This window comes from Dactylosporangium sp. NPDC051087 (assembly GCF_055586325.1).
This window is the reverse complement of record NZ_JBVJIJ010000063.1, coordinates 1-23,040: the sequence shown is the minus strand read 5'-3', so window position 1 is coordinate 23,040 and position 23,040 is coordinate 1. Positions and strand designations below refer to the sequence as shown.

Annotated in this window: 17 protein-coding genes and 4 pseudogenes; 7 read left to right on the top strand and 14 right to left on the bottom strand. The window is 70.2% G+C overall.

Going from position 1 to position 23,040, the window contains the following annotated elements; genetic code table 11:
• The 4 genes and pseudogenes from ACZ6TV_RS54075 to ACZ6TV_RS54060 form a co-directional block, all read right to left on the bottom strand.
• Window positions 1-1,185, bottom strand: a 1,185-nt coding sequence (locus ACZ6TV_RS54075; RefSeq protein ID WP_465309368.1) for an aspartate-alanine antiporter-like transporter, incomplete at its 3' end; no start/stop codon positions are given.
• On the bottom strand, window positions 1,182-2,900 hold the full coding sequence (locus tag ACZ6TV_RS54070; protein ID WP_465309366.1) for a bifunctional aspartate transaminase/aspartate 4-decarboxylase: 1,719 nt from the start codon (window positions 2,898-2,900) through the stop codon (window positions 1,182-1,184). The genes ACZ6TV_RS54075 and ACZ6TV_RS54070, both read right to left, overlap by 4 nt.
• Window positions 2,901-3,252: 352 nt before the next feature.
• Window positions 3,253-4,641: pseudogene (locus ACZ6TV_RS54065) on the bottom strand (aspartate-alanine antiporter-like transporter); the annotation flags it as partial.
• Window positions 4,642-4,774: 133 nt separating this feature from the next.
• Entirely contained in the window at window positions 4,775-5,128 is a 354-nt protein-coding gene (locus ACZ6TV_RS54060) for a hypothetical protein (RefSeq protein WP_465309364.1), read from the bottom strand.
• A 207-nt stretch (window positions 5,129-5,335) separates the two neighbouring features.
• Between ACZ6TV_RS54060 and ACZ6TV_RS54055 the strand changes: the two genes are divergently transcribed.
• On the top strand, window positions 5,336-7,231 hold the full coding sequence (locus tag ACZ6TV_RS54055) for a glycoside hydrolase family 15 protein (protein WP_465309370.1): 1,896 nt from the start codon (window positions 5,336-5,338) through the stop codon (window positions 7,229-7,231).
• 171 nt (window positions 7,232-7,402) lie between these two features.
• Here ACZ6TV_RS54055 and ACZ6TV_RS54050 read toward each other — a convergent pair.
• A pseudogene (locus tag ACZ6TV_RS54050) lies at window positions 7,403-7,567 on the bottom strand (helix-turn-helix domain-containing protein); the annotation flags it as partial.
• 83 nt (window positions 7,568-7,650) lie between these two features.
• Entirely contained in the window at window positions 7,651-8,277 is a 627-nt protein-coding gene (locus tag ACZ6TV_RS54045) for a TetR/AcrR family transcriptional regulator (RefSeq protein ID WP_465309362.1), read from the bottom strand.
• An 83-nt stretch (window positions 8,278-8,360) separates the two neighbouring features.
• Here ACZ6TV_RS54045 and ACZ6TV_RS54040 point away from each other — a divergent pair, with 83 nt between their 5' ends.
• Window positions 8,361-8,804 (top strand): methyltransferase family protein, encoded by a 444-nt coding sequence (locus ACZ6TV_RS54040; RefSeq protein ID WP_465309360.1) that lies wholly within the window; start codon window positions 8,361-8,363, stop codon window positions 8,802-8,804.
• Window positions 8,805-9,017: 213 nt separating this feature from the next.
• Here ACZ6TV_RS54040 and ACZ6TV_RS54035 read toward each other — a convergent pair whose 3' ends face one another.
• The 3 genes from ACZ6TV_RS54035 to ACZ6TV_RS54025 all read right to left on the bottom strand — a co-directional run bounded on the left by ACZ6TV_RS54035 (window position 9,018) and on the right by ACZ6TV_RS54025 (window position 12,522).
• On the bottom strand, window positions 9,018-9,365 hold the full coding sequence (locus tag ACZ6TV_RS54035; RefSeq protein WP_465309358.1) for a hypothetical protein: 348 nt from the start codon (window positions 9,363-9,365) through the stop codon (window positions 9,018-9,020).
• Between the two features lie 82 nt (window positions 9,366-9,447).
• A complete protein-coding gene (recD2, locus tag ACZ6TV_RS54030; RefSeq protein ID WP_465309356.1) occupies window positions 9,448-11,673 on the bottom strand; it encodes an SF1B family DNA helicase RecD2 in 2,226 nt (741 codons plus the stop codon).
• A gap of 519 nt (window positions 11,674-12,192) precedes the next feature.
• Window positions 12,193-12,522, bottom strand: coding sequence for a hypothetical protein (locus ACZ6TV_RS54025; RefSeq protein WP_465309354.1), 330 nt, complete (start codon window positions 12,520-12,522; stop codon window positions 12,193-12,195).
• A gap of 444 nt (window positions 12,523-12,966) precedes the next feature.
• On the opposite strand from ACZ6TV_RS54025, the gene ACZ6TV_RS54020 reads away from it, so the two are divergent.
• On the top strand, window positions 12,967-14,244 hold the full coding sequence (locus ACZ6TV_RS54020) for a restriction endonuclease (protein WP_465309352.1): 1,278 nt from the start codon (window positions 12,967-12,969) through the stop codon (window positions 14,242-14,244).
• Between the two features lie 291 nt (window positions 14,245-14,535).
• Complete coding sequence (locus ACZ6TV_RS54015) at window positions 14,536-14,775, top strand: CPCC family cysteine-rich protein (protein ID WP_465309350.1); 240 nt, start codon at window positions 14,536-14,538, stop codon at window positions 14,773-14,775.
• Window positions 14,776-14,897: 122 nt separating this feature from the next.
• On the opposite strand, the gene ACZ6TV_RS54010 is transcribed toward ACZ6TV_RS54015, so the two are convergent.
• Window positions 14,898-16,622, bottom strand: a complete 1,725-nt coding sequence (locus ACZ6TV_RS54010; protein WP_465309348.1) for a hypothetical protein — start codon at window positions 16,620-16,622, stop codon at window positions 14,898-14,900.
• Window positions 16,623-16,765: 143 nt separating this feature from the next.
• A complete protein-coding gene (locus ACZ6TV_RS54005) occupies window positions 16,766-17,185 on the bottom strand; it encodes a hypothetical protein (protein WP_465309346.1) in 420 nt (139 codons plus the stop codon).
• Between the two features lie 214 nt (window positions 17,186-17,399).
• Here ACZ6TV_RS54005 and ACZ6TV_RS54000 point away from each other — a divergent pair.
• The 3 genes and pseudogenes from ACZ6TV_RS54000 to ACZ6TV_RS53990 all read left to right on the top strand — a co-directional run.
• Window positions 17,400-18,500: pseudogene (locus tag ACZ6TV_RS54000) on the top strand (NAD(P)/FAD-dependent oxidoreductase); the annotation flags it as partial.
• Window positions 18,501-18,826: 326 nt separating this feature from the next.
• Window positions 18,827-19,108, top strand: a complete 282-nt coding sequence (locus tag ACZ6TV_RS53995) for a hypothetical protein (RefSeq protein WP_465309344.1) — start codon at window positions 18,827-18,829, stop codon at window positions 19,106-19,108.
• Entirely contained in the window at window positions 19,105-20,355 is a 1,251-nt protein-coding gene (locus tag ACZ6TV_RS53990; RefSeq protein ID WP_465309342.1) for a sensor domain-containing phosphodiesterase, read from the top strand. Before ACZ6TV_RS53995 ends, ACZ6TV_RS53990 begins: the two co-directional genes overlap by 4 nt.
• Before the next feature lie 71 nt (window positions 20,356-20,426).
• Here the strand turns inward: ACZ6TV_RS53990 and ACZ6TV_RS53985 are convergent.
• The 3 genes and pseudogenes from ACZ6TV_RS53985 to ACZ6TV_RS53975 all read right to left on the bottom strand — a co-directional run.
• Window positions 20,427-21,264 (bottom strand): annotated as a pseudogene (locus ACZ6TV_RS53985) (PP2C family protein-serine/threonine phosphatase).
• A 91-nt stretch (window positions 21,265-21,355) separates the two neighbouring features.
• On the bottom strand, window positions 21,356-22,318 hold the full coding sequence (locus ACZ6TV_RS53980; RefSeq protein ID WP_465309340.1) for an Acg family FMN-binding oxidoreductase: 963 nt from the start codon (window positions 22,316-22,318) through the stop codon (window positions 21,356-21,358).
• Window positions 22,315-23,040: phosphoketolase family protein (locus tag ACZ6TV_RS53975; RefSeq protein ID WP_465309338.1), on the bottom strand; the 726-nt coding region annotated here is incomplete at its 5' end. The genes ACZ6TV_RS53980 and ACZ6TV_RS53975, both read right to left, overlap by 4 nt.

The window sequence follows — 23,040 nt, the reverse complement described above, 5'->3', positions numbered from 1 at the left end:
GATGATGATGCCGGTGGCGATGAAGATGACGTCCATTTTCACGGCCGGGTCGATGCGGAACCCGATGCCGGGGACGAACCGGTCCAGGTCGCGGCGACGGCCGGTGAACTGCAGAGTGTCCCCGGCGTTGATCGGAGTGCCGTCTTGGACCGGCAAGTGATGATCGGCACGGGTGATGCCGGTGAGGAACGCTCCCCGGCGGCGTCGGGGGTCGATGGCGTGCCGCAGTTGGCCGAGGGTGCTGCCGTTGTATTCCTTGGTGGTGAGGACGACCTGCTGGATGTCGAGGTCGAGGTCCGTCCCGGCGATGCCGGACTGTTCGGGTCCGATCACGTCGCCGGCGTTGAGGAGCTGTTCCCGGCGGCCGTTGATCAGTATGGCGTCGCCAGCCTGTAGGCGGGTCGCTGGCGTTACATCGACGTTGTTGCCGTCGCGGTGGACGCGTTCGACGGCGACAGCGTAGCCGAGTGCGCGTTCCACCTGTTCGACGGTGCGGCCGGCGGCCGCGGTCACCGCGTGCACGCGGCCGACGATCTCGGGCAGCGCCTGAGTGGTGGTGCCTTCCTCCCCGGCGCCACCGCCGAGCTTGGCCCAGAGTTTGTCGGCCTCGTCGCGCAGGTTGATCCGCATCAGGGCCGGGGCGAGCTGACTGGTGAACAGCACGATAGTGATAAGGCCCATGATGTAGGAGATGGAATAGGCCGTGCCGACATTGCCCTGCAGGGTGGCGATCTGCGCCGGTGTCCGGTCGAGTTTGCCGATCGCATCGGTGGCCGTGCCGACGACCGCGGACTCGGTCGCGCCGCCGGCGAGCAGCCCGGCGGCGGTGCCTTCGTCGAGGTGCAGGATGAGGGTCGCGCCGGCGACGACGGCGAGGATGGTGACGACTTCGACGAGGGTGAAGATGCCGTAGCGCAGGCTGGCGCGGTTGAGGCTGGCGAAGAACGATGGGCCGCTCATGTAGCCGAGGGTGAAGATGAACATGGCGAAGGCGATGTTCTGGACCTGGCTGTCGAGTTTCACGCCGAGCATGCCGACGAAGATCGCGACGATCAACGTGCCGGCGACCCCGCCGAGGGTGATCTTCCAGAACCTCACCTTGCCCAGCGCGAACCCGAGCGCGAGGCAGACGAACAGGACCAGTCCCTCGACCGAGGTCAGCAGGTCAGTGGCCGCGTCCTTCACCGGGCAGCCTTGGCCGGTTCGATCCGGGTGGCCATGCCGCTGGCCAGCATCTCGCCACCCCTGAACCCGCCCGGCCAGGAGGCGGGCGTCGGGATCGCGCCGCCGACACGCCGGAACTCCTCCTCGTAGCCCTGCATGATCTCGCGGAGCCAGCCGCCGATACGTTCGTACGCGTCCTGGCGCAGGTTCGCCAGACTGATCCGCACGCTCCATTCCGGGCCGTCGAAGCCACCACCGTTGAGCAGCACGACCGAACCCTTCTCAGCGAGCCTGAACACCGGGTCGACCGGTTCGAACGTCGCCTGCAGCCAGTCGGCGAACTCAGGGCTGATCCAGCGGCGGGCGTAGTTGAGCAGGTCCAGCTCCACGTAATACCTGGCTGCCTGCGGATCGTGCGGCAGCGCGACGCCCATCCCGTCGGTGAGCGCGGCCATGCGCCGGTCGATGATGCTGCGGCAGATGCCCCGGTAGTCGCCGTGGCTGTCGAGGAGTGCGAAGAGGCTGAACAGGCCCATCTGCGCCTGTTGCGGCAACGACAGTCCGGCGGTGTGGTTGAGCGCAACCTGCCGCGAGTCCGCGACAATCCGGTCGATGAACCGCAGTCGGTCCGGTTCGAGAGTGAGTGGGCTGTACCGGCGGCGCAGGTCCGCTGCCCGGTCGGCGGGCAGTTGTGCGAGCTTGTCATCGAAGATGTTGTCGCGGTTGACCGCGATGACGCCGAGCCGCCAGCCGGTGGCGCCGAAGTACTTGCTGAACGAGTAGACGCCGATGGTGTTGCGGGGCAGCGTCGACATCAACGATTCGAACCCGTCGACGAATGTGCCGTATACGTCGTCGGTGATGATCGTCAGGCCAGGGTTCGCGGACTCCACGATGCGCCTGATCTGGTCGCGGGTCTGCGCCGACAGGGCGACCGACGGCGGGTTGGACGGGTTGACCAGGAACAGTGCCTTGACTGTCGGGTCGGCGAGTTTCGCGATCTCCTCGTCGTCGTACTGCCACGTGTGGAAGCCCTCGGTGTCGTAACGGGACGCGCGTAGCTCCAGCACGTCGAACCGGTACCGGTCCAGACGCGGGATCTCCAGATAGGGGGTGAAGATCGGGGTCATGATCGCGATCCGGTCGCCGGGGTCGAGGATGCCGTTGACGACGGCGGAGTCGAACAGATAGCACATCGCCGCCGTGCCGCCCTCGACGGCGAACAGGTCGAACGGCTGCGCCGGAGATTTCCCGTCGCACAGTTCCTGCACCAGGTAGGCGTGCACGACCTGCTCCACGTGCGGCAACATCCGGTCCGGCTGGGGATAGTGATCGCCGATCACGGCATCGGTGAGTTCCCACGCCCACGCGTCGCGGTCAAAGCCGAGTTCCCCCACGCCATACTCGACACCAGCCCGGAGCAGACCAGCGCCGGGTTCGTCGGCGCGCTCGGCGAGGAACGACTGTAGGCGGTCGGCGATGCCGTCCTGGGCGGGCATACCGCCGACGCCGTCCCAGTCGTGCCAGTCCCGGCGGGCCTCGTCCAGACCGAACCGCCCGAGGAGGAAGAACGCCCCCCGCGGGATGGTAGCGATCCAGTTCGGATTGCCCCGCCCGGCGTTGAGCATCGCCGCCGCAGTAGGCCGGGTCTGGTCGTCGGCCAGGGCAATGAGCGCGTTCTTGAGCTCGAACGGGCTGAGGGTCTCCAGGCGCCGCTGGTCGGCTCTGCTGGTCATGGTCGGTTCCCCCTGAGAACTGGTGCGGTTCAGGACAGCTGACATTCAGGACAGCAGGGCGACGATGAGCGCGCCCCAGATCGTGAGCAGGGTGTTGCCGATCGCGTACGGGACCGTGTAGCCGAGCACGGGGACGCGGCTCTTCGCCGCGTCGCAGATCGCGCCGATCGACGCGGTCGTGGTGAACGTCCCCGCGGTGACGCCAAGGTTGGTCGCGGCTGGCCACTTGTAGACGAGACGGCCGAGCGCGAGCGTTAGGACCATCGGCAGCAGCGTCACAACGAGGCCGGGCGAGGACGAGGCCGGCGCCCTGCGCCCGGACACCGGAGATGAAGCCGGGACCGGACTGGATGCCCACGATCCCGACGAACATGCACAGTCCACCGGTGTCCATCAGCCACTCCGCCGCCGGCGGGAACCGGCCGACCGTCGGGTACTTCGCCCGCAGCCACCCGAAGATGAGGCCCATGATGAGCGCTCCGCCGCTCGTGGTCAGACCGATCTGCGCGCCGGCAACGGCGACCGCCGGGATGCCGATCAACCCGCCGAGCACGATCCCGGCGCCGATGTAGGAGAAGTCGGTCTCGTCGCTGGACCGGTTCGCCTTGCCAAGGATCGGCACCGCCTGCTCGAGCTCTTTCGGCCCTTCGACGGTGAGTTCGTCGCCGCGGTGCACGACCGTGGCGGGTCCATGCGGGATCTCGATCCCGGCCCGCACCACCCGCTTCACGAACAGGTCCCGGGCGACCGGATGTTGGGCGAGGTCGGCGAGAGTGTGCCCGGCGAGGTCCTTGTTCGTCAGGACGATGGAGACGGTCTCGATGTCGTAGCCGAGCAACTGCGGATCGTCGACCTCGACCCCGGAGGCGTTCATCTGCCCATCGATGAGGTCACGGTGTGCCGCGGTCACCGTCACGTGGTCGCCGGCGCGCAGCACGGTGTCGGGCGTGGCGAACCGCAGTTCGCCGTCGCGGCGGTAGCGTTGCACAAAGATCCGCCGGCCTCGGGACCCAGCGAGGGCCTCCTCGCCGCCGACGGTCGTCCCGTCGAGCTCGGACCCGGCGGTGACCCGGAACGTACGCCGGACGACCTGCTGGTAGGCGGGGCGGCTGTCCGGGTCGTGGAACGTGCCCAGCTCCCGCTCCATCCCGGCCGCCTCGGCGGCGAGGTCGCGGGTACCGAGCAGGTGCGGGGCGAGCTGGGACAGGGTGTAGGCGGCGGCCGCGGTCCCGATGAGGTAGCACACCGCGTAGCCGACCGGGATCTGCGCGATCAGCGTCTGTTTCTGCGCGTCGGAGATTGCGGTGGAGGTGTTGATCGCGTCGGTCGCCACGCCGATCACCGCCGACTGGGTCAGCCCCCCGGCCAGTAGCCCGGACCCCCAGCCCGGCCCGTACCCCATTACCCGCGCCATGCCGTAGGCGATCAGCAGCCCCGCTATGCAGCCGACCACCGCGACGACCAGCTGCGGCAGCCCGTCCTTACGCAACGCGGCGAAGAACTGCGGCCCGACCCGGTACCCCAACGCGAACAGGAACCCGATGAACGCCACCGTCTTGACCAGGTCCGGGATGCTGATGTGCAACTGCCCGACCAGAACCCCGGCGAGCAGAGTGCCGGTGACCGGGCCCAGCACGATACTGCGGAACCGCAGCCGGCCGACCAGGAAACCCAAGGCCAGGGTCAGGAAGATCGCCAGCTCGGCATGCTCCTGCAGCGCACCCCTGAACCAATGCCACATGTCCGGCAAGCTACGCCCGGCATGACGATCCGTACCTGCTCGAAGCGGCCGCTCACCTCAGCACTCACCCCGCGGCACAGCGACGATGCCGCTACGGACCATGCCATCTGCCTGCCCTGATTACGGGCCCGGGTCACCGCGGCTGCTGCAGCCACCGCCACGCCTGCCGTAACCGCTCACGGATCGTTTCGCCCGCTGAACCATCGGCGGCATCGGCCGCGACCGCGTCTTCACCCGGATCATGCAACTCAGCACCAAGGACCGTGAGGACGACACCACCCTCGTACAATCCATCGACCTGCTCACGGTCGGCGAACACGGCCCCGTCCAGCAGCGACGCAGGCCGCACGATCAGGCCATGGAAGATGCCACTGCCCGCATCGGCCAACACATGCTCCACGACCCCAACCCGGTCCCCGGCAGCATCGAACACCAGCGCTCCGGCCGGTACCGCCGAATACGGTAGCGGCGCACCAAGGTTCTGCACCGCGTCGTTCTACCCAGACTCGTACGAGTCGACCGCCCGGCGGCTGTGCATGCCGAAACCTCCGGGGACGGCCGCGCGACACCGTCACCGTCCGGCGCGGTCAACCCACGGGCGGGTCCGGCTCCTCCGTGGGGAGCGAGGCGCATCCCGGCGGCCGTCGGCGAGTCTGGACCTCGTATGCACGCTGCGACGGCAGGAGGGGTCCTCGTGCACCGCTACCCGGACATCAGCGATCACGGACTGATCGGTGACCTGCAGACTGCCGCGCTGGTCAGCGGCGACGGCGTCGTCAACTGGTGGTGCTGCCCGCGCTTCGACTCGCCCAGCGTGTTCGCCGGGCTCCTGGACGCTGACCGGGGAGGCTCCTGCCGCATCGCCCCCGATGTCAGCAACACTGGCGATGCTGGCCATGCTGGCGAGGTGGTGAGCCGCCAGCTGTACCTACCCGACACCGGGATGCTGGTCACCCGGTTCATGACCGCGGGCGGGGTCGGTGAGGTCACCGACTTCATGCCCATCGCCGGAGCGGTGGCCACCGACCGGCACCGCCTGGTGCGGATGATCCGGGTCGTCCGCGGCACCATGCGCTTCGCCGTGGACGTCACACCGCGTTTCGACTACGGCCGGCTACCGCACACCCTGGACGTGTCCAGCGACGGCGCGGTCTTCACCGCCGGCACCACGACCCTGACGGTGCACCCCGTCGGTGTCGCCGAACACGACCGCGACGTCCGCCGCGACGGCGACGACCTGCACATCACCACCACCCTGCACGAGGGCGACACTGCCGGGATCGTCCTGGAGTACGGCGGCGGGCGCCCAAACCGGCTGCCGGTCGCTGAGCTGCAGCGCCTTGGCGCCGACACGGCCAAATATTGGCGCGCCTGGGTCAGCGCCTCCACCTACCGCGGACGCTGGCGGGAGATGGTCACCCGCTCCGCGATCACCCTCAAGCTCCTCACGTACGCCCCGACCGGCGCGCCCGTCGCCGCGCCGACCGCCGGACTGCCCGAACTCGTCAGCGGGGAACGCAACTGGGACTACCGCTACACCTGGCTGCGGGACGGATCGTTCTCGATCCGTGCCCTTCTCGGCCTCGGCTACACCGAGGAAGCCGCGGCATTCGGCCAGTGGCTGCGCGACCGTACAGTCGAGCATGCGCCCGCGAGTTCCGGCGGCGGCGACGCCGCCGACGGCGCCGGGCCGCTGCACATCATGTACCGCATCGACGGGTCGTCGGACCTGCGGGAGGAGACCCTCGAGCACTTCGAGGGCTGGCGGGGCTCCCGCCCGGTACGCGTCGGCAACGACGCCGCCGGGCAGTTGCAGCTCGACGTCTACGGCGAAGCTCTCGACGCGCTGTACCGGGCCGACGCCCAAGGGCAGGAGATCGGCTACGACGGCTGGGCCGCCGTCACCCGGATCGTCGACTGGCTCTGCGAACACTGGGACCAGCCCGACGAGGGCATCTGGGAGACCCGCGGTGGCCGCAAAGACTTCACCTATGGCCGGTTCCAGACCTGGGTGGCATTCGACCGGGCGATCAGACTCGCCACCCGCCGCAGCCGGCCAGGAGACGTCGAACGGTGGACCACGCAACGCGACACCGTCTACCAGCAAATTATGGACCGCGGCTGGAACCCGGACAACGGCGCCTTCACCCAGCATTACGGCTCCGACGTCCTGGACGCCGCGTTGCTGCTCATGCCGCAGCTTGGCTTTATCACTGCGACCGACCCGATGTGGCTGTCGACCCTCGACGCGATGGACCGGGAACTGGTCTCCGACAGCCTCGTCTACCGCTACAACCCCGCCGCGTCCCCCGACGGCCTGCGCGGCGAGGAAGGCACCTTCTCCCTGTGCACGTTCTGGTACGTCGACGCCCTCGCCGACGCTGGACGCCTCAACGAAGCCCGGCTCACCTTCGACAAGATGCTCACCTACGCCAACCCGGTGGGCCTCTACGCCGAAGAGATCGGCCTTACCGGCGAACAACTCGGCAACTTCCCCCAAGCATTCAGCCACCTGTCGCTGATCAACACCGCGATCCGGCTCAACCACCTCCTCGACTACGACACCACCACCCCCGCTGCCGGCGTGTGACCCGGCACCGAGGATGAACGCCGCCGCACACCCCCGCCCCGGGAGGAGCCGCCGCGCAGGCGCCAGTGGGCGGGACTGTTGCCGGCCGCGCAACGCAAACCCGTCGACGAACTCGCCGACCAGGTCGACCTCGCCCGCGGAGACCAGGCCGCGAAACGGCCCACCGGCCGCCCACGCCCGCCGCCACCGGTACGCGCTGTTCGCCGATACCTCCAACACAGCAGCCACGCCCAACGCCGTGACGCCTTCCGCGAACAGCTCCCCGGCCCGACGACGCACCAACTCCCGCCGCTCCCGCGCAGCCGAGTTCAGACCACCGCCATCGCCGTACCGCATGCCCCCCAGCAAACCGCCGCCACAGGCCACAGCGATCACCCATAAAGAAGAGCAACCCAAACCCTGACCCCGAAAGGTCCCTTTTAGAGGATGGCCGCCGCGACGGTGTCCACGTACCACCGCTCGAAGTCCTCGACCGGCCACCCCCGCTCGACGACCAGCCACCCGTAGTTGCGCACGTCCATCGCCAGCCACAGCACGTCCACCGCCCGCTCCGGCGCCACCCGCAGTTCCCCGGACGCGGCCAGGTCCTCGGCGAACATCGTCATCCCCTGCCGGCGCTCCTCGCCGTTCTTGCGCCAGATCGCGGCTGCGTCCGGATCGGCCGTCGCCGCCCCGATCAGCGCCACCATCACCCGCGCCTGCCGGGCGTGCGTCTCCCCGAGATGCCGCGCATACCGGGCCAGCTTGGACCGCGCGTCCGGCAGCCGCCGGATGTCGGCCACGAAGTCCCGCCCGCCCAGGGCCACCGGCTCGTCGTCCCCGGCGATGGTCACGTCGACGAGCGCGGACAACAACGCCTGCTTCGTGCCGAACACCTTGTACACGGTCTGAATCGCCACCCCCGCCGCCGCCGCGACGGCGGTGAGTGGCGTCGCGGCATACCCCGGCTCCACGAACAGGTCACCGGCGGCCGTGAGGATCGCCCGCCGTGTCGCGCGCGCCTGCTCCTGTCGGTGGGCCGACTCATACCGCCGCTTGACAGTCACCGGCCGAGTGTAGTGCTCTATTGGATAGAGGTTAACACTACCAAATAGAAGGGTGGCAGGCCATGACTGTTGAGGGTGCGCGCGTGATCTTCGTTCCCCCGCCGATGTACTACGCCGCCGGCCTCATCGGCGGCGCCCTGCTCAACCGGGCCGCGCCCTTACCGGTCGGCGCCCGCCCCTGGACCACCCTGCTCGGCGCGGTCGTTGCGCTGGCCGGCGTCGGGCTGGCGGTGTCGGGCATCGCGGGAGTCGTCCGCCACCGGACGACGATCGTGCCCCACCACGCGGTGGCGACCCTGGTGACGAGCGGCGGCTACCGCCTGTCGCGCAACCCGATGTACGCGGGCCTGGCCGTCCTCTACCTGGGCGTGGCCCTGCTCCTGGGCACGTGGTGGCCGATGCTGCTGCTGCCGGTCGTGCTGGCGGCGGTGTTCGCGCTGGTGATCCGGCCGGAGGAGCGCTACCTCGCGACGCGCTTCGGCCCGGCCTACGCGGACTACCGCCGCCAGGTCCGGCGCTGGCTCTGACGAGCTCTTCCAACGTTCCTTCTTGACCCCGGTCCGCGTCACTTGCTGACCGTTGCTCATTAGTAGAGCTGGTGTTGCCCGGTCCCGTTGGAGCCGGGAGGCATCTGGTCCGTCAGGTCGCTGCCAACTGATGCCGCCCCCGGATTTGAAGGCGTGCGGGAGTTTCTGCGGGGTCTGGCGGGCCCGGGCATCCCGACCGACTACAGGGCCTATCTAGTGCGCGCTGCTTCGGGCGGTCAGTACGCCGAGGGTCGGTTCGTACACGCGGACCCGCCACCGACCCGGCTCCAGCTGTTGCTCGTCCCCGGTCGGGAGTGGTTCGAGGAACCGGCTGAGCCGGTAGATGGCAGCGAGCGCAGCCCGAGCGTCCGCCTCCGACGGATAGGTGTGCCGGACGCGGCCGGCGGTGTCTCGCCGCCCCTGGCATTCGTGCAGGTCCACCGACCACGTCCCGGAGCCGTCCATGAACTCCTCGACCCGCAGGAAGAGGTGCCGAACCGGGTCTCGGTCGGGGCCGGCGACGAACCAACCGACCTCCCGTACCTGTGGGATGCCCACCATATTTCGGACCCTAACGGAGTCCTCAGCTCTGCGGGTTCGGGTCGCTGGTCAGGTTACCGACGCAACAGCCCCGCCCGGCTGCTCAGGTGGTGATGCGGTAGGTGAGCGCGGTGTGCCGGCGGCCAGCCCCGACGGTGCGCACAGCGGCGGCCAGGGCACGGCGGGACCCGACCAGGACGACGAGCTGCTTGGCGCGGGTAACGGCGGTATAGAGCAAATTGCGTTGCAGCATCATCCACGCACTCGTCGTCAACGGGATGACCACGGCCGGATATTCGGAGCCCTGGGAGCGGTGGATCGTCATGGCGTAGGCGTGGGAGAGCTCGTCGAGCTCGTCGAAGTCGTAGTCGATGGACTCGTCCTCGTCGGTGCGGACGGTGAGGGTCTGCTCGTCGCCGGACAGGGCGGTGATGACGCCGAGGGTGCCGTTGAACACACCGGCCTGGCCCTTGTCATAGTTGTTGCGGATCTGCGTGACCTTGTCGCCGATGCGGAACACCCGCCCGCCGGACCGCCGCTCCGGCAGCCCGTCCCGGCCGGGAGTAAGCCGCTGCTGCAGCAGCCCGTTCAACGCGCCCGCGCCGGCCGGGCCGCGGTGCATCGGGGCGAGGACCTGGACGTCGCGGCGCGGGTCGAGCCCGAACTTCGCCGGGACGCGGGTGCAGGCCACGTCGACGGTCAGCGCGGCGGCCTCGTCAGTGTCCTCGCAGGCGAACAGGAAGAAGTCGGTCATGCCCTGCAGCTGCGGTGGTTTCCCGGCGTTGATGCGGTGGGCGTTGACCACGACCCCGGACTTGGCGGCCTGCCGGAACACCTGCGTCAGCCGGACCTGCGGCACGTTGTCGGCGGTGAGGACGTCGCGGAGGACCTCGCCGGCGCCGACGGACGGCAGCTGGTCGACGTCGCCGACCAGGAGCACGTGCGCGCCGGCCGGGACGGCCTTGATGAGCTTGTTGGCGAGGATCAGGTCGAGCATGGACGCTTCGTCGACGACGAGCAGGTCGACGTCGAGGGGGTTGTCGCGGTCGAAGATGGCGTCGCCGCCGGGGCGTAGCTGCAGCAGCCGGTGCACGGTCCCGGCGGGGTGCCCGGTGAGTTCGGCGAGCCGTTTCGCTGCCCGGCCGGTCGGCGCGACCAGGGTGACCTTGGCTTGCTTCGCGACGGCGAGGGTGACGATGGAGCGGACGGTGAAGCTCTTGCCGCAGCCGGGGCCGCCGGTGAGGACGGCGACCTTCGACGTGAGCGCGAGCCGCACCGCTTGTTCCTGCTCCGGTGCGAGGGTGGCGCCGGTTCGGGTATGCAGCCAGGTGAGGGCCCTGGGCCAGTCGACGTCGGCGAAGTGCGGCATCCGGTCTGCGCGCTCTCGCAGCAGCCGGTTCAGGGCGCCGGCGAGGGCTGTCTCGGCTCGGTGGAACGGCACGAGGTACACAGCGGTCACCGGCCCGTCCGGCCCGGGTAGCTCCTCCCGGACCACGCCCTCGTCGGCGGCGAGGGCGTCCAGGCAGGCTCGGACGAGCGCGGCGGGGACGTCGAGGATCTTCGCCGCGTCGGTGACCAGGTTCGCCTGCGGGAGATAGCAGTGCCCGTCGTCGGTGGCCTCGGACAGGGTGTACTGCAGGCCGGCTTTGACCCGTTCTGGGCTGTCGTGCGGGATGCCGACCGCTTGGGCGATCGTGTCGGCGGTCTTGAACCCGATCCCCCACACGTCGGCGGCGAGGCGGTACGGCTCGTTTTTGACCACGGAGATGGACGCGTCGGTGTACTGCTTGAAGATCCGCACCGCGAGGGACGTCGACACGCCGACCCCCTGCAGGAATACCATCACTTCCTTGATCGCCTTCTGCTCTTCCCAGGCGGCGGTGATCTTCGCGGTGCGTTTCGGGCCTAGGCCGGGGACCTCGATCAGCCGAGCGGGTTCCTCTTCGATGATCCGCAGCGTGTCCAGGCCGAAATGCCCGACGATCCGTTCGGCGAACACCGGCCCGATGCCCTTGACGAGGCCTGAGCCGAGATAGCGTTGGATGCCCTGGATCGTGGCGGGCAGCACGGTGGTGTAGGACTCGACCTCGAACTGCCGCCCGAACTTCGGGTGACTGGACCACCGCCCGACCAGGCGCAGACTCTCCCCGGGTTGCGCGCCGAGCAGCGCCCCGACCACGGTCAGCAGTTCGTCGCCGCTGCGGCCGGTCGCGACCCGGGCGACGGTGTAGCCGGTGTCCTCGTTGACGTAGGTCAGCCGTTCCAGCACCGCCTCGAGGACGGCACCCGGCGGACGGGTCGAGGCGGCGGTCGCGGTCACGGCGACCATCGTGCCCGCTCACCCGCCCGGCCGCCAGACTGCCCCGGCCCGTCGGGACCGGTGTGCGTCGTGTCCGACAGGTTCCGCCGGGATGTCAGGGCCAGACTGTGTTCGTGAGCAGGTCCGGTCTGAGCGGCCGGATCTGCAACGCGACCAGCGGCTGAGACTTGGTGGGGTGCACGCCGTCAAGCCATTCCACACCGCAGTGGTGGCTCAGGCAGACCGGAATCTGCGGGAAGTACCGCAGGGCGAACCGGCGAAGTACGCAGTCTCCGAGCCGGCGACGTCACGGCCGTGCAGATGCACCTGGGACGGGTCGATACCGCGTTCCTCGAAGTGGGCCAGGACGGCGTGCCCGGCCCGGAACAGCGGACTGGTCGGTGCCCACCGCCGGTGCAGATGGTCCTGGGCGGCCGGATCAGCGACCGGCACGCCGGGCAGTTCCAGCCGGTGCAAGGTGATCGCACCCGCCGCCACGGCGATGCTGAGCCGTTCGCAGGCCGGCCGGGAGATCTACCGGTCCAGGCCCTAAAACTGCGGCAGCATCGCGTCGCGGAGTGCCCGGCCAGCGCCGGGATCGACGTCGATGGCGTGCAGCCAGTCCATGGCGACGGCGAGGCTGTCACCGGCCCGCCACAGCCGGGTGAGCGGGAAGTCGACCCGGTCCCGGGCCTCGAACAGGAAATGGCAGTTGCGGAAGCCGCCGACCAGGGCCCGGCGGATGATCAGGCACGGGTCGGGCCCGTAGGACATGCAGGTGGTGAAATGCCGGATCCACCGCTCGTCAGACCGATCCAACTCGATCTCGATGTCCAGGTCGTGGGGTTCGATGGCGCCGCGGGCGTAGGATCCGAACACCGAGACTTCGGTGACGATGCACAGCGGCCACTCTTCCCGCCGGCGTGCAGGGCGCCCAGGAGCTGCTCGGCCAGTTGGGTGGCTCGCTGGTGTTTCATGACCGCCCGTCTGCCAGCCGCGGCCCGCGTCGCGGTGGACACGATCGGCCGGACCGAACCGACCCTTGACCGGATGACACGGTCGCTGACATCGACTAATGCTCCCCGGGTAGAGCGCCCCTCCTGCCCTCGGCAGCACACCGTGGGGTGCACAGCTGCCGGGCGGCGTCGGGTACACGCGCGTATCGCAGCAGCAGTACCCGCCTTGGAGCCGTCATCGGCGAGGACGGGACCTAATAATCACCGGGTGATTGCTGAGAGCACGACCACGACGGTGACAAGCCTGGTCCAGCGCTACGCGCATCTGGAAATTCGGGCTGGCAGGATCAGCGCCTCGGTGCGTGGGATGCGGTTCAACGCGCTACTCGCCGACGCGCTGGTCCGCGACGGCGTGGACGCCGACGCCGATCGGCGCGGCCCGAACTGCGAGGTCGACGTGGCGTTCTTTCTGGACGGCACCTGGTACCTGATGGAAGCCAAGTGGCACGGGGATCCGATCACCGTCGAGCCGCTGCGGCAGCTGCGCGACATCCTCACCCAACGACGCCCAGGCACGATCGGTGTCCTCGCCTCACGGTCCGGTTTCCACGACAGCGCCCGCTGGCGCGCCGCCGAGGTCCGCGACGTCGTGCTGTTCGACCGGCCGCATCTTGAGGCGCTGATTGGCGGCGTCGCCACCGGGTCCGAACTCGTCAGAGCGGCGAACCGGTCCGTTGCCGTATACGGCCAGCCGGACGTGCCGCTGGCGGCGCTGCTGTGCCCGCGGCGCCCTGACCCGGCGCCGCTGCAGCTCGGTTCGCCGGACGGGTTCACCCCGGCGGCGGTAGCGGCCCCGGACGGCGTGGACGGCACTGTCGTGGCGCACGGACCGGCCATCACGGGGGTCGGCGCCGCCGGTGACCGGCTCCTCGTCGCCGTCGCCGACGGTGTGATGGACCTAGGCAGCCAGCTCCGGAGCCGGCCACGGCGCCGGTTGGAGCTGACCGGCTGTGCCGGCGACCCGATGGTCACCGTCGACGGTGACCTGCTGGTGGCCCGTGGCGGCGGGGTCCTGCGCGTCGCCGACGACGAGGTCATGGTGGCCGCCGGCGGGTTCAGCCGCCCTCCGCTGCTCGTGCCCGGCCCCGGCGGGGTGCCGTGGCTGCTGGACCGTTCCACCTCCGGGTCGCCGGGCACGGAGCACACCGCCCTGGTCGAGCCCGGCGCCGGGCTCGGCGACGCCCGCCGGTGGCCGGCCGGGCTCCCCGCCAGCGCCTGCCAGGCCGCGTGCTGGCTGCGCGACCGGACGTTCTTCGTCCTCGGCGACGGGCACTGCGCCGTCATCGACATCGACACCGGCCGGTACGAGTGGATCGTCACGCCGGTCGGCCGCCCCCGTGGACTGGTCCGCCTCAACGAGCGGCAGGTCCTCATCATCGGCGGCGACCGGCACGTGCAGACCGTCGTGCTGGACACCGTCACCCGGGCCGCGTCACCGCCCACGGCGGTCAACCTCGCCGGTCCGGTCCGCAGCGCGACCCGGATCGGCGAGGCGGTCTACGTGCTGGCGCGCGCACCGCTGGACCACGCCACGACCGTCCCGGTCGTCGCACGCCTCGACCTGGGTCGCATCGGTGCCACCTGAAGTCCCTCGCTCGCATCGCGGATCCGACGCTGACACTGTTCATCGACAACCGGACAGGACCGGTGTGATGCCCGTCCTCGCGGCGCCCCGCCCCCCTCGGTGCTGCTGCCGGAGGTCCGGGCACGAGCTGGACACTGACCCGATAGACCTGCGCAACCGGGACTGCACGCGCACGGCACGCCGGGCCCGCCCGGCTATGGTGGTCGTCTCGTGCCGGCTGCGGGCGGGATCAGCGCCGGGGGCGTCGTGGCGGTCTGCCGGGGCGGCAGGGAATGTGGAAGGCTTGCCGGTATGGGTCAACCAACCTTGCCCCGGTGCGCGTGCTGCGGGTTCCGGACCGGCTGCAGCACCTGCCCGGTCTGCTACTGGACCGACGACGACCCCGGCGAAGCACCAGTCGGCATGCCGGCTGGTGGCCGCAACGGCGACCTGAGCCTCGCCGATGCCCAGCTCAACTTCAGCATCTACGGCGCCAGCACACCCCGCTACCAGCATCTGGTGCGCCTGCCCCGCGACGACGAACGACCGTAGCGCGGCACTCCCCCACCGCCGACGCCTACTGCGGTAACCATCCCCGGTGGGAACAAACGGCCGGATCGCTGCACCAGCCACCGCGAGGCCTGCGTCCAGCCAACGTCAGGTCGGGTATTGGGCTACCAGGCGTGGTGCACGGCGATGATGCGCCGCCAGGGCACGGTGACCGTGGGGCAGCCGGGCAGATCGTGCGGCCGGTAGGTCAGGGCGCTGGTGTCCGGGGCGACCGCTTCCGGGCAGACGACGAGTTCTACCCGGTCCAACGCGTCGTGCTCGCCTGCGGCGAGGATGAGCACGACGGCGGAGTTCCGCAGCGCCTGGCACAGCTGCTGCAACAGCGACGCCGATCCCCAACCGCTTGTGTGGGGGTCGTCGGCGGGGATCCACCGCCACCGCTGCGGCAGGTTCCAGTGGTGCCCGCCGTGTTCGGCGGCCCAGGCACGCAGGTCGGTCGCCGGTCCGGCCGCGGCCCGCCAGGCGGCGACAGGGTGCAGCGGACCTGCCGGGTCGGCGGTGCTGTCCTGCGGTAGGTATCCGGCGGCGGAGCGCAGCAGGGCCCGCACCTCGCGGTCGTCGACCGCAGCGCCTGCGGGCACGACCGGACCGGATACTGCGTGGAGGTCGTCGCTGCGGTGCGCGGCGGCGTGACCGACGGCGTGACTGGCGGCGAACGCCGGCACCCGCAGCACGACCGCTCGCGGGATGGTCTGCGGCGCCGGGGTCGGGGTGCGGTAGCGGGTGGCGACGACGGCGTCGGCGAGGACCGGGTATTGGATGAGGTAGGCGATCTCCCGGTCGGGTTCGTTGATGATCGGCCAGCCGGCGACCAGCAGGAGCTGGTCGCCGGCGCCGCTGTGCAGGTGCCTGTCGTGCAATGTCGCGGCAAGCCGGGCGCACCAGACGTCGACGACGCGGCGGCGTGGCAGCTGGTACTCCGCGGCGGCCCACGCCGCCGGCGATGGGTGGCCGGTCGCGGTGGTGAGCGGCGGGACGGGCAGCAGCGACACGTCCCGGACCTCGGCGCCGGCGAGGCGGGCTTCGACGGCGGTGAGCATGGCGGTGTGCCCGGCGGTGAGGTCACCGTCGGCGGCGACCGCTTGCAGCCACGCGTCGAGGGACTGCCGGGACAGCTGCGGTTCGTAGAGGATGCGGCGGGCACCACCACTGATCGCTTCCAGGACGTGCGCCTCCATCAGGGTGGCGCGGTCACTGAGCAGAAGGTCCCGGGCGCGGGCGGCCAGAACCCGCAACCCTGGCGGCCCGGCGGCCTGACGGGCGACCGCGGCAGCGGTGTCGGCGCGGCGGCGCAGCCGGTCCCAGGCCGTGGCGACGGCCGCCCGGTGCCCGGCGAAACCCCGGACGCCTTTGAGCCCGGTCAACAGGTCCGTGATCGGGTCCGGCGGACCGAACGGGGTCTGCTGTGACCAGCGGGCCACGTCCAGCCATCCCATCCCGGGGGCGAGACGCTCGAACTCGGCGACCCACTGCGCGGCGGCGACGGTCAGACCCGCCGCGACGTGCAGTACCCCGGATGGGCCGGCAACCCGCACCTGGTGGGCGCAGGCGCTGCACACGTCGTACTCGCCCAGCACACTGACCTGCCGCACGGGCACGTCGGCGGGAAGGTGCCCGAACCCGCGGGTCACGTGGGTGCACCGGTGGGCGGCACTGCTCGGTGCGTGCCACTTGCCCTTCGTGGTGACACGGACGAGGTCGACGTGCATGACGGTGAACGGCTCGATCGGCAGCCCGGCGGCGGCCAAGGCCGCCTCGGTCAGCTGCGGCACGGCCGACGGGTGGAACACTGCCGCGACCCTCGCCGGTCCGGTCGTGGTCACGCCCATCAGGTCACCGTAGCCCGCCACGTGCGATGCACGACGCACCCGCCGCGGCGCGGACGGGTACGTTCCGGCCGCGTGCCGGCCCACGCTCCGGCAGGCCCGGCATGCGGGTACCTGCCCGAGCGGGGTCAGGGTTGCCGTCGGGGTTAGGCGACGGCAACGTCCAGGTGGTTGGTGGCGGCGGGTACGAGCATGACGTGATGGCGGGCCGCGTCGAGATCGATCCGCGCCCGCATCAGCGCCCGCTCGGCGGCGGCGACGCGGTCGCCGGCCGGCGGCCAGAAGTCCTCGACACAGGGCACGATGGTGTGAGCGAGTTCGGCCAACGCCGCAGTGGTGTCGACCAGGACGTCGACGGCGAGCTCAGGCGGGTAGAACCCGTTCACCGCAGCGGTCCGGCACGCGTGCACAGCGACGTCGCGCAGATGCCGCAACGCGGCGGGAAGCACCTCGGGATCCTCACGAAGCACCTCGGGATCCTCACGGTCCGCCGCAGCGGGACCGCCCAGCACACACCCGGCAACCAGGTCGTCGGCGCCGGGTCCGGCATGGTCAACAGTAGTCATGGCACTCCTTCAAGATTGCCGCCGGCGCGGTCCGGCGCCGACGGCCCGGTTGGACGGTCGCATCAGCGCGTGCCATGCCGAATCAATCAAGTCGTGAACGCCGTTCGCACATGATCAGCAGCGTCCGGCGTTGCGTTGATAAGCCGCTTCGCGGCATGGTCGAAGACGGTGACGCCGATCGAGCGGGGAATACCGTCACCAGCGTGTCGAATCGGCCGATATGCGGGACGTCGTAGTCGTCGGCGCCGGCGTGGTCGGCTCTTCGGTGGCCTATCACGCCGCCCGGGCAGGCGCTGCCGTAACCCTCATCGACGCAGGGCGGCAAGGCGCCGGGGTGACGGCGGACTTCTTCGCCTGGATCGGATCGTCCGGGGTACGGACCGGCCCCGCTGCCGGGCTGCGAATGGCGGCGATGGACGAGTACCGTCGGCTCGAGGCCGAGCTACCGGGACTTCCCGTGACCTGGTCCGGCTCACTATCGTGGCGCCCGACGGACAGCACGCCGCAGACCGGGCCCGGACGGGAGATCCTCGACGCGGCCACCATCGCGACGCTCGAGCCCAACCTGCTACAGCCCCCGGCCTGGGCACTCTGGGCATCCGGCGACGGCGCCGTCGACCCCGTCGGCGTGACCTAACGACTGGTCGCGGGCATTCGTGACCACACCGCACAAGTCCACGCGGACGCCCCGGTCACCGCTGTCCACCGAGACACCGCCGGTCGGATCGCCGGAGCCGGGACAGCCCTCGGGTTCGTCCCAGGCGCGACGGTGGTGCTCGCGGCCGGAGTAGCAACGCCCATGCTGGCCGCGCCGCTGGGCATACGCGTCCCGGTCGGCCCGCCGCCGGCGACGCTGCTGCGGTTCCGCGCTCCGGCCGGTCTGGTCCGAACCGTGGTCAACAACCAGGACTTCGATCTCCGGCAGGTCGCCCCGGACCGGATCATCGCCGCTGCCGACTCGCCGGAACAGACGCTGGCCGCAGTACGGTCAACCTTCCGCGGCGCCGCGAGTACCGAACTGCTCAGCACCCGGATCGGTGCACGCCCCATGCCGGCCGACGGCGAGCCCATCATCGGCCCGGTCCCAGGGGCGCCCGGGCTGTACCTGGCGGTGATGCACTCGGCAGTCACACTCGCCCGCTCGTGGGAAGACTGGTCGCGAGCGAACTGCTCAGCGGTACCGTCGAGCCAGCGCTGGAAGGCTGCCGCCTCGACCGCTTCTGAAAGGCGACGCCGGCAAGGACTATCCCCGTCCGGCGCCGCCCCGGCCGTGCTCCGGAGCCGCTCGAGCGACTTCATGGCCTCGCCCACCTAGCCGCAGTTCAGCAGCACAGCAAGACCCGATGACTCGTCGTCACCGACGGCTCGCAAACCGCCAGCTCCCATCCGCCGGCACAGCCATCACTCGGGCTGGCGTTGACTCCTGTCTTTGGTGTGAAATGTCGTCGTCCGTCATGTTCCGTTCGCCTGCTGCGCTGGCGCCAAATTGGTGCGTCGGCGCGCCAGCGCGTGTGTCAACCGACTACCGGGGCCCCGACCGGGGCGGGCACCCGGCGCTGCGCATTCGGCGCGATGACTCGCGCGCCAGTTCAGTCCGGTCTCCTGATCGCTTCCATCTGAGGTCTGAGGTCTAGTTGACCGATGCCGATTCCGCGGTACGTGGTCCCGTCCGCGCGCAGGACCAACGAGCCGAACCCCTTCGACCAGACGGGGTCACCGCGTCTTCGTGTCCTTGTTGACAGCTCTCTCGTCAGCGGGCCGATCGATGGCCAGCGGGAGTACCACGGATACCCCTTCACCGGCAGTGGCATCACGGCCTTTCCGGATGCGTTGGCGGTGCTCCGCAGCTATCTCGGTCATGCGGCGCTGGAGATCATGCGGAAGCTCAAGCAGCGCCGCCGGCCGCCGATACTGTGCAGGTGAATGTTCTTCGCACGCAGCAGGCCGCTGCAGGCTTTGACGAGGTCCTGCGCGGCGGTGGGCTGCACTGTGTCTACCAGCCATTCGTGGATCTGGACACCGGCGCGATGCTGGCGTTCGAGGCGCTGCTGCGCGGCCCGGCCGGCACCGGCTGGGCGTCGCCGCTGACCCTCCTGGACGCCGCCCGGGCGACCGGCCGGCTCGCCGACCTGGAACGCGTGTCGCTGCGCTCGTCGCTGGCCGAAGCGGCGGACCTGTCCGGTGGGCGGCCGGTGACGCTGTTCGTGAACGTCGAGCCCAGTACCCTCACCCAGCACATCGATGTAGTCCTCGACGCCGTCGGCGGCCGGGCCGCGCATGTGCAGGTGGTCGTCGAGATCACCGAGCGGGCCCTGGCAGCCGACCTCGCCGGGGTGCTGGCCGGCGCCGAACGTCTCCGCGCCGCCGGATGCGCGATCGCCCTCGATGACGTAGGGGTGCAACCGGAATCGTTGGCGTTCATTCCGCTGCTGCGGCCCGAAGTCGTCAAACTTGACCTGCAGTTGCTGCGCACAGTCACCGATTCGGCCACCGTCACCGTCGCCGGTGCCGTCCGCGCGTACGCGGAGCAGTCCGGCGCAGAAGTCGTCGCCGAAGGCATCGAGACGCCGCAGGACCGCACCCGGGCTCTCGTCCTCGGCGCCACGTTCGGCCAGGGCTGGTTGTGGGGCCGCGGCGAACGCCGGTTCACGCCTGCCACGTTCCGTCCGGAGCGGTTCGCCGCTCGGCCGATCGGCCCAGCCCTGCACCAGACCCCGTACGAACTCATTGGCGGTGATCGGCGGGTCCGTCAAGCACCCAAGCATCTGCTGGTGCCGGTGTCGCGGACGTTGGAGCAGATGGCGATGCAGGCCGTGGTGCCGCCGGTGCTGTTCGCCGCGTTCGAACAGGCCCGGTTCTTCCGCCCGTCCACCGCCGCGGTGTTCACCCGGCTCGCGGCCCGGCTGCCGTTCGTCGCGGCGCTTGGCGTGGACATGCCTTCGGCACCGGCGCCCGGCGTCCGCGGCGCGGCCCTGTCCATCCAGGATCCTCTGGCCAGCGAGTGGACCGTTGTGGTCCTCGGCGCGCACACCGCCGCAGCCCTGATGGCCCGCGACCTCGGCGACACCGGCGTCGACGGGGACCGCGAGTTCGAGTTCGTGGTCAGCTACGACCGGGCCCTGGTCACCGCCGCCGCGCACGCGATGATCGGCCGCCTCACCATGACCTGAACCGCTAACAGCGCAAGCGCCGCGCGCACCGATCATCGAAGAGCCGCTGACCCCCTCGCCGCCAACGCGCCCTACGGGGTGCGTACGGCAAGCAGCGCTACGTCGTCTTCATGCTCGGGGCCGGCGGACGCGGTGTACAGCGTGTGCAGTGGGTCCGGCAGCGGCGCGTCGGCGAGGCGGGCGAGGACTTTGAGGAGGCGCTGTTCCCGGCTCAGGTAGTTGTGTTCGCGAGATTCGATCAGTCCGTCGGTGTACAACAGCAGTGTCGATCCGGGCGGCAAGGGGTGGGTGTGGTCGATGCGTGGCCGGGTGGGGTCGACGCCGAGGAGCAGGTCGTGGCCGGTGAGGATGGTGGCGGTGGTGCCGGTAACGAGCAGGGGGTCGGGGGTGTCCGGCGTTCGACCAGCGCAGCAGGTGTCCGCCGGCGGGGTCGGGTTGCGGGACGGCGAGCAGGGCGGTCGCCATGATGGTGTCGCCGAGGGTGTGGTTGGCGGTGCCCAGCCGGGTCAGCAGCGCGGATGGTGGTTCGTACCGGTCGGGGACGAGCAGCCGCAGTTTGCTGCGGAGTTTGCCCATCAGCGCGGCGGCGTTGATGTCGTGGCCGCTGACGTCGCCGATGGTGAGTGCGAGCGTGCCGGGGTCGTCGATGCGGATCGCGTCGTACCAGTCGCCGCCGACCTGTTCGCTGCGGGCGCGCCACAGATGACCATGGTTGATCCCGCGGATCGCGAGGTCATGTCCATCGACCTCCAGGATTCGGCCGGCCCGGACCCGCGTCCCACGGTGCTGAGAGGGCTCGTCGAAACCGTGACCGCAGCGGCGAGACCGAACATGGTGACCTGCCAGATCAGTTCCCCACGCGGCAACCGTGGAAGGCTGAGAACACCTGCACGACGGGCAGCTACCCAAAGCAGTTCTCGACCGGCTGCGGCGGTGTGGATGCCGGTAGGCGGCCGACGCGGTAGGCGTGAGCTGGTCTGCGTCGGCCGCTTTGCGACTCTCAGTCGGTGACCTCGATGACCTGGTTCGCGGGCAACCGCGGTGTGTGCGGTGGTCCGGCGTGGTCGGCGTCGTTGATGCCGAGGCGGAGCACCAGGTAGGCGTAGCCGGTGTCGCCGAGCATCCGGCGGAGTGCCTGGCGGGTGAAGTCGAGTTCGACGGGGCTGCTAAGTGGGAGTACTGCCGCGCCGTGTTCGGTGGCGGCGAGCCACAGTTCGCTGAGGGCCTCACCGGCTCGGAGCCAGTCGGTGGGTTCGTCGCTGTCGCCGTAGAGCACGGCGTAGGCGGCGGCGTTGTCGTGGCCGGCGCCAGCGTGCAGGGTGCCGCCGGTGCCGAAGTCGCGTTCGGCGACGGTGGTGAGCGGCAGTTCGGCGGGGATGACCGCGTCGGGCAGGCCGGTGTAGTCGGGTCGGTCGCCGCCGACCCAAACGGCGGTTTCCGCCCGCATCTTGTCGTCGTGTTGTTCAGCGTCGCCGGCGTGTTCGATCATGACGGCGAGTTTGAGGACCTCGTCGCGGTTGAGGATGTGTAGCCGCGCGCCGCCGTGCCGGGCGGCGTCGATGAGTGCGTCGCGTACGGTCTGCGGGATCGGTTCGTCGCTGACCGTGCGGCGGTCGGTGCGCCGGATCCGCAGCAGCTGCAGCCGTTGCATGGCGTGCGGGTCGGCGGGTTCGTGCTGTCCGGCGTGGATGACGGCGAGGGGTTTGCCGGCGGGTCGTTCGACGTGGGCGTGCCAGCCTTCGGCCGTGAGGCCGATGAGGGCGTGGTGCAGGGCGGTGCCGCAGCTGAGCAGCATGAGGCGCCCGTCGGGGTCCTGTTCGTGCAGCTGCCGTTCGGTGACGGTGAACAGTTCGAGATGGTCGCCGCGGACGACCCATCGCCAGGGCTGCGTGTTGTGGATCGATGGCGCGTACCGGGCGGTGTCAGCCGCTCGGTACAGCGCCTCACCGGCGGTGCCGGTCATCCGCGGACCGCCCAGTCGCCGAGGCTCCAGTCGCGGACCTCGGGCATGTCCTCGAGGTGTTCCACGACGTACACCTCGTGTTCGGCGAGCTTCTGCTCGCACCACGCCTTCAGGTCCGCGGCGCCCTGCGGGAGTCGTTTGGCGTTGTTGAGGGCGTCCATGACGAGGTGATAGCGGGAGGCGCGGTTGCGGACCGTCATGTCGAACGGGGTCGTGGTGGTGCCCTCCTCGATGAAGCCGCGGACCCGGAACCGGTCGGCGTCGGGCCGGCCGTGGACGAGCTGGTGGATGGCGCCGGGGTAGCCGTGGAAGGCGAAGACGACGTCGACGGTGTCGGTGAACAGTTCGGTGAACTGGGTGCCGCTCATCCCGTGCGGGTGGTCTTTCGGCCGGGGCAGGGTCATGAGGTCCACGACGTTGACGACCCGGACCCGGAACTTCGGCAGGCGTTCCTTGAGGATCTGGGCGGCGGCGACGGTCTCCATCGTGACGACGTCGCCCGCACAGGCCAGCACGATGTCGGGGTCGGTGGTGCCGTCGTCGGTGCCGGCCCAGTCCCAGATCCCGGCGCCGCGGGCGCAGTGCTCGACGGCGTCGTCCATGTCGAGCCATTGCAGCTGTGGCTGTTTGTCGATGACGATGAGGTTGATGTACGAGCGGGACCGCAGGCAGTGATCGGCGACGGAGAGCAGGGTGTTGGCGTCCGGCGGCAGGTACACCCG

Excerpts from the sequence above, each read along its gene's own strand:
- ACZ6TV_RS54020 (WP_465309352.1), top strand. The coding sequence starts at position 12,967 with ATGCGGTTCAACGCGCTACTCGCCGACGCGCTGGTCCGCGACGGCGTG.
- ACZ6TV_RS54010 (WP_465309348.1), bottom strand. The coding sequence starts at position 16,622 with ATGGGCGTGACCACGACCGGACCGGCGAGGGTCGCGGCAGTGTTCCAC.
- ACZ6TV_RS53980 (WP_465309340.1), bottom strand. The coding sequence starts at position 22,318 with ATGACCGGCACCGCCGGTGAGGCGCTGTACCGAGCGGCTGACACCGCC.
- ACZ6TV_RS54035 (WP_465309358.1), bottom strand. The coding sequence starts at position 9,365 with ATGGTGGGCATCCCACAGGTACGGGAGGTCGGTTGGTTCGTCGCCGGC.
- ACZ6TV_RS54015 (WP_465309350.1), top strand. The coding sequence starts at position 14,536 with ATGGGTCAACCAACCTTGCCCCGGTGCGCGTGCTGCGGGTTCCGGACC.
- ACZ6TV_RS54005 (WP_465309346.1), bottom strand. The coding sequence starts at position 17,185 with ATGACTACTGTTGACCATGCCGGACCCGGCGCCGACGACCTGGTTGCC.
- recD2 (WP_465309356.1), bottom strand. The coding sequence starts at position 11,673 with ATGGTCGCCGTGACCGCGACCGCCGCCTCGACCCGTCCGCCGGGTGCC.
- ACZ6TV_RS53995 (WP_465309344.1), top strand. The coding sequence starts at position 18,827 with ATGCCGATTCCGCGGTACGTGGTCCCGTCCGCGCGCAGGACCAACGAG.
- ACZ6TV_RS54070 (WP_465309366.1), bottom strand. The coding sequence starts at position 2,900 with ATGACCAGCAGAGCCGACCAGCGGCGCCTGGAGACCCTCAGCCCGTTC.